Below are 6,042 nucleotides of genomic sequence, written 5' to 3' on the forward strand. Positions count from 1 at the left end.
CGACATACAGGCCATTCACCGCCCGGCCCGGCCGCAGGAAGGGCACGGCCAGCAGCAGGGCGACCGGCAGCAGCGCCGCCCCGCTCCACCCCGCACCCGCCACCGCGCCCAGCGCGATGGCCTTTCCCGACAGCAGACGGTTCGGCGCGAAGGCGAGGAACGGCAGGGCCAGCGCCGCGGCCACGGTCATGACGGCGAGCAGAAGGGCAACGCGGTTGTGGATCGGACGGACGCGGGTCATCCCGTCGGTTCAGACCGTCAGTTCAGAAATCCCTTGGATTTCAGGTAGGTCGTGGCGACCGCCCGCGGGTCCTGCCCCTCCACGGAAATCTTGGCGTTCAGCCCGCGCAGGGTCTCGGTGTCCAGGGACTTGAAGACCGGGTCCAGCAGGTCGCGGATCTTCGGATGGGCGTCAAGCACGCCGTCGCGGATGGTCGGGGCCGGGGCATAGACCATCTGCGCGTTCTTGGTGTCCTTCATGACCACGAGGTCCAGCGCGGCGATGGCGCCGTCCGTGCCGTAGACCATGGCGGTGTTCACGCCGGACGTGCCCTCCGCCGCCGCGCGAATGGTCGCCGCCGTGTCGCCGCCGGCCAGCACAAGAACCTGTTCCGGTTTCAGCGTGAAGCCGTAGGATTTCTGGAAGGAGGGCAGCGCCGCCGGGCTCTCCACGAACTCCGCCGAGGCGGCGAGCTTCGCCGCGCCGCCCGCACCGACCCAGCGGGCGAAATCCTCCATGGTGGCGAGGTTGTTGGGCGCCGCCACGTCGCGGCGCAGCGCGATGGCCCAGGTGTTGTTGGCGGGCGCCGGGGTCAGCCAGACGATGTTGTGTTTGTCGCGGTCGAGCTGCTTAATCGTCTCGTAGCCGGCGGCGGCGTTCTTCCAGGCCGGATCGTTCTCGAGGTTGAAGAAGAACGCGCCGTTGCCGGTGTATTCCGGATAGACGTCGATCTCGCCTGCCAGCAGGGCGCTGCGCACGATCCGGGTGGGGCCGAGCTGGATCTTGTTCTCCACCGGGATGCCGTTGGCCTCCAGCACCTGCAGGATCATCGTGCCGAGCAGACCGCTTTCGGCGTCCAGCTTCGATCCGACACGGACCTTGTCCGCCGCCGCAGCACTCCCCGCCGTCAGCAGCGCTCCCAACGCCAGGGCAGCCACCGCCCGAACCACACGCCGCATCCCCCGCATCCTCCCAACCATCGTTCAATCCATCCGTCCGCCAGCATGGGGAAGCCGGGCCGCCGCGGCAACCCACCCTTTCCGCCTGTGCGGTCCGGCCTGCCCCGTGGCCGGAAGACGGTCACGCCGTGACGTGGTCCTCCGCGTCTCGGGCCGCCCGCGCGCCGGCGCCGTCCACCCAGCCGCCCAGCTCGCGCTCGACCAGATCGGCCAGGAAGATGACATGGTCGGGATGGTCGTTCAGGCAAGGAATGTAGGTGAAACGCTCCCCGCCGGCCGCCATGAAGGCGTCCTTCACCTGGAACTGGATCTCCTCCAGCGTCTCCACGCAGTCGGCGGAGAAGCCCGGCGCGATCACCGCGATCTTGGTCTTGCCGGCGCGGGCCAGCTCCTCGACCGTTTTGTCGGTGTAGGGCTTCAGCCACTCCGCCTTGCCGAAGCGCGACTGGAAGCTGTACTGCACGCGCCCCGGCTCCCAGCCCAGCCGCTCGGCCAGCAGGCGCGCGGTCTTCACGCAGAAGCAGTGGTAGGGGTCGCCGCGGTCGAGATAGACCTTCGGCAGGCCGTGGAAACTGGCCAGCAGGACGTCCGGCGTGTGGTCCAGCGCCGCGATGTGCCGCACCACCGAGCGGGCCAGCGCCTCGATGTAGCCCGGCTCGTCGTGATAGGCGGGGACGGTGCGCACCGCCGGCTGCCAGCGCATGGTCATCAACTGGCGGAAGGCCTGATCGTTGGCCGTGGCCGTCGTGGTCGCCGAATATTGCGGGTAGAGCGGGAACAGCAGGATGCGGTCGCAGCCCTGGTCCTTCAGCCGCTGGATCGCCGGGCCGACCGCCGGCTGGCCGTAGCGCATCGCCCAATCGACCACCACCGCTTCGCCGTGCCGCGCCGCCAGCGCCGCCGCGACGCCCTCCGCCTGGGCGCGGGTGACGGTCTTCAGCGGGCTTTCGTTGCGCTCCTCGTTCCAGATGCTTTTGTAGGCATGGCCGCTCTTGCCCGGACGCACGGTCAGGATGATGCCGTTCAGCACCGGCCACCACACCGCCTTCGGCACCTCGATCACGCGGGGGTCCGACAGGAACTCCTTCAGATAGCGGCGCATCGACCAGTAGTCGGTCGCCTCCGGCGTCCCGAGGTTCATCAGAAGCACACCGACGCGGCGCGCGGGAACCGGCGGATGGTCGGCGGGCTTGGAAATAGGCTGCATGATGTCGGTCACCTCGATGTCGCGGCGGGCAGCATAATAGCGGGCCGAACCCATCGGAAGCAGCCCTTTGTCCCTATGCGGTCGATAGGGCCGGGCTATCCTCCGACCGTTCGGACAGGGTCTTACGTCCGATCCGCGAAAATGGATTTCAGATCGACCGCGCCGTCCGGCCGCGCGTCGAGGTCGAGCTGCCGCTCCACCTCGTCGAGATGCTCCATCATCAGTTGCATCGCCGCGCCCGGCGGGCCGGCCTCCAGCGCCTCGACGAACCGCCGGTGTTCGTTGGCGGAGCAGGAGTGGGAGGACCGCCGCTCGAACGCCGCGATGGCGAGGCTGGAGCGGTCGATCAGGTCGGCCAGGATGCCGGCCAAAGTCGCGTTTCCGGCGAAGTCGGCCAACAGTTGGTGGAACTGACCCGACAGGCGGATCAGCGCCATGCGGTCGCCGGCGCGGTCGGCCTCCTCCTCCCGCGCCAGATGGGCGCGCAGCTTCGCCGACATCTCGTCCGGCAGCGGGCGGGGGGTGCGCTCCAGCGCCTCCACCACGGCGCGCTCGATCACCCGGCGGGCCTCGAACACTTCGCGCGCCTCCCGCGCGGTGGGCTTGGCGACGAAGGCGCCGCGGTTGGGGATCAGCGTCACCACGCGCCGTTGCGCCAGCAGGAGCAGCACCTTGCGCACCCGCTCGCGGCTGACCCCGAACACCTCGGCCAGGCTCTCCTCGGCCAGCTTGGTGCCGGGCGGCAGCCGGCGGTCGGCGATGGCTTCGCCGATGCTGCGGACGATGCGGGCCTCCGCCCCCTCCCCCCGCCCGCGGACGGCGCGGCGGGGGGCGCTCAGGACAGTTTTCATGATGGCATGGCTGCTGTTCAAACCTCTGCCGCAGATTGTGCACAAAACGGACCAGCAGACAAACGCGGCCCTCGCGCTCTGCCCATGCATCGGGCACAGCCCACCCATGCACAATTTCGCGCCACAGCGCTGAAATCCTGACCAATCGCTGATTTTTGCCGCCGGAAAGCCGCGGAAATCCGCCATTCACACGCTGGCATGGAACTTGCGGACATCTCCGACAGCCACACCGGGCGCCACGGATTGTGCACAAAATCGGAGAAGGTCATGACCGCCAGAGCGACCGCAGCCGGATCAACCGCCGCCGGATCAACCGTCGAGCTGGTGAAGCTGCGCAAGTTCTACGGCTCCACCGTCGCCGTGGACGGCATCGACCTGCGCATCGCCGCCGGGGCCTATTGCTGCCTGCTCGGCCCCAGCGGCTGCGGCAAGACCTCCACGCTGCGCATGATCGCCGGGCATGAGGACATCTCCGACGGCGACCTGCTGATCGGCGACACGGTGATGAACGGGGAGCCGCCGGCCCGCCGCGGCACCGCCATGATGTTCCAGAGCTACGCCCTGTTCCCGCATCTGGACTGCACCGACAACGTCGCCTTCAGCCTTAAGATGAAGGGCGTGGCGAAGGAGGAGCGGCGCCGCCGCGCGCGGGAGATGCTGGACCTCGTCCACATGTCCCAGTACGCGGAGCGGCTGCCCGCCCAGCTCTCCGGCGGCCAGCAGCAGCGTGTGGCGCTCGCCCGCGCGCTGATCACCCGGCCGGGCGTGCTGCTGCTCGACGAGCCGCTGTCGGCGCTCGATCCCTTTCTGCGCATCCGCATGCGCGAGGAGCTGAAGCGCCTGCACACGGAGCTTGGCATCACCTTCGTCCACGTCACCCACAGCCAGACCGAGGCGATGGCGCTGGCCGACCTCGTGGTGGTGATGAACCAGGGGCGGATCGAGCAGGCCGGCCCGCCGCGCGAGGTCTTCAACCAGCCGCGCACCGCCTTCGTCGCCCGCTTCATCGGCGGCCACAACGTGGTGGAGGACGCCGCCGGCCGCCGGGCCGTGCGGGCCGACCGCATCCTGCTCGGCCGTCCCGAGGGAACCGACCACCACCTGGAAGGCACCGTCCGCGCGCTGGAGTATCACGGCGCGTCGGTCCACCTGACGCTCGACGTGCCGGGTGCCGAGGACTTCGCCGTGGTGCTGGATGAATCCCGTTTCTACGACGCCCCGCTCGCCATCGGCGACCGCGTGACCGCGGGCTGGAAGGCGCGTGACGTCCATCCCCTGGTTGCCTGATTTCCCGACCAATCCCCCAAAACCGAATCCCCAAGAACCGACCGACCATATTGGAGGCACAGAGCATGACCGAGACGCGCACCGGCTCGCCCCTTTCCGCCGGGACCACCACGGGCGTCAGCCGCCGCACGCTGCTGAAGGGCACCGCCGCCGCCGCGGGTGTCGCCATCGGGTCGGGGGCGATCACCGGCTTCCCCACCATCTGGGCGCAAAACATCAAGAACGTCACGCTGCGCCAGTTCGGCACCGGCGTGTCGAACCTGAACGCCGTCGCCGACAAGGTGAAGGAGGATCTCGGCTTCACGCTGCAGATGACCGCGCTCGACAGCGACGCGGTGGCCCAGCGCGCGGTGACCCAGCCGAAGTCCTACGACATCGCCGACATCGAATACTGGATCTGCAAGAAGGTCTTCCCGGCCGGCGTGATGCAGCCGATGGACGTCTCCAAGATCAAGAACTTCGACAAGATCGTCCCGATCTTCGTCAACGGCAAGCTGACCCCGGAGAGCGCTGTCGCCCAGGGCACCGCCCCGCACACCGTCGGCTTCGTGGAGGGCAAGGACAGCATCAAGTTCGCCAAGTCCGCCACCCAGTGGATGACGCTGATCCCGACCATCTACAACGCCGACACGCTGGGCATCCGACCCGATCTGGTCGGCCGCCCGATCAGCAGCTGGAAGGACCTGCTCGACCCGGCCTTCAAGGGCAAGGCGTCGATCCTGAACATCCCCTCCATCGGCATCATGGACGCCGCCATGGTCTGCGAGGCGATGGGCGAGGTGAAGTACGGCGACAAGGGCAACATGACCAAGGAGGAGATCGACAAGACCCTCAAGATCATGACCGACGCCAAGAAGGCCGGCCAGTTCCGCGCCTTCTGGAAGACCTTCGACGAGAGCGTCAACCTGATGTCGTCGGGCGAGGTCATCATCCAGTCGATGTGGTCGCCGGCCGTGGCCGCCGTGCGCGCCAAGGGCATCCAGTGCGTCTACCAGCCGCTGAAGGAAGGCTACCGCGCCTGGGGCGGCGGCCTCGGCATCGCCAAGCATCTGAGCGGGCTGGAGCTTGAGGCGGCCTACGAGTACATCAACTGGTACCTGTCGGGCTGGGTCGGCGCCTATCTGAACCGCCAGGGCTATTACTCCGCCGTGCTCGACACCGCGAAGGAGCACATGTCGCCGGACGAGTGGGCCTTCTGGATGGAGGGCCAGCCGGCCAAGACCGACATCCTCAGTCCCGAAGGCAAGGTGATGGAGAAGGCCGGCGCGGTGCGCGACGGCGGGTCGTTCCAGGACCGCATGGGCCGTGTGGCCTGCTGGAACGCGGTGATGGACGAGGACCGCTACATGGTCCGCAAGTGGAACGAGTTCATCGCGGCGTAAGGTGCGCCCGGGGTTGCCCCCACCCTCTCTCTTCGCGGGCCCCTCCCTCCCCCGCTTCGCAGGGGAGGGGGGGGCGAACACCCCGCCCCTGCGACGCCGGGGGGGGTCCGTGGCCTCTACACATCTGCCGCTGCCG

Annotated in this window: 5 protein-coding genes and 1 pseudogene; 2 read left to right on the forward strand and 4 right to left on the reverse strand. The window is 68.5% G+C overall.

Going from position 1 to position 6,042, the window contains the following annotated elements; genetic code table 11:
- From GBZ26_RS26075 to GBZ26_RS26090, 4 genes and pseudogenes are all read right to left on the reverse strand, one after another.
- A pseudogene (locus GBZ26_RS26075) lies at window positions 1–241 on the reverse strand (ABC transporter permease); the annotation flags it as partial.
- A gap of 17 nt (window positions 242–258) precedes the next feature.
- Complete coding sequence (gene osmF / locus GBZ26_RS26080) at window positions 259–1,179, reverse strand: glycine betaine ABC transporter substrate-binding protein OsmF (protein ID WP_174441329.1); 921 nt, start codon at window positions 1,177–1,179, stop codon at window positions 259–261.
- A gap of 121 nt (window positions 1,180–1,300) precedes the next feature.
- The gene (gene hemH / locus GBZ26_RS26085) at window positions 1,301–2,440 is read right to left on the reverse strand and encodes a ferrochelatase (RefSeq protein WP_174441330.1); all 1,140 of its coding nucleotides are present in this window, start codon (window positions 2,438–2,440) and stop codon (window positions 1,301–1,303) included.
- 68 nt (window positions 2,441–2,508) lie between these two features.
- On the reverse strand, window positions 2,509–3,237 hold the full coding sequence (locus GBZ26_RS26090) for a GntR family transcriptional regulator (RefSeq protein ID WP_246653911.1): 729 nt from the start codon (window positions 3,235–3,237) through the stop codon (window positions 2,509–2,511).
- 267 nt (window positions 3,238–3,504) lie between these two features.
- Between GBZ26_RS26090 and GBZ26_RS26095 the strand changes: the two genes are divergently transcribed.
- Window positions 3,505–4,524, forward strand: coding sequence for an ABC transporter ATP-binding protein (locus GBZ26_RS26095; protein ID WP_174441331.1), 1,020 nt, complete (start codon window positions 3,505–3,507; stop codon window positions 4,522–4,524).
- Window positions 4,525–4,589: 65 nt separating this feature from the next.
- Window positions 4,590–5,906 (forward strand): ABC transporter substrate-binding protein, encoded by a 1,317-nt coding sequence (locus GBZ26_RS26100; protein WP_174441332.1) that lies wholly within the window; start codon window positions 4,590–4,592, stop codon window positions 5,904–5,906.
- Window positions 5,907–6,042: the final 136 nt, after the last annotated feature.

The sequence above is a fragment of the Azospirillum formosense genome, assembly GCF_013340925.1.
Taxonomy (GTDB): Bacteria; Pseudomonadota; Alphaproteobacteria; order Azospirillales; family Azospirillaceae; genus Azospirillum; species Azospirillum formosense.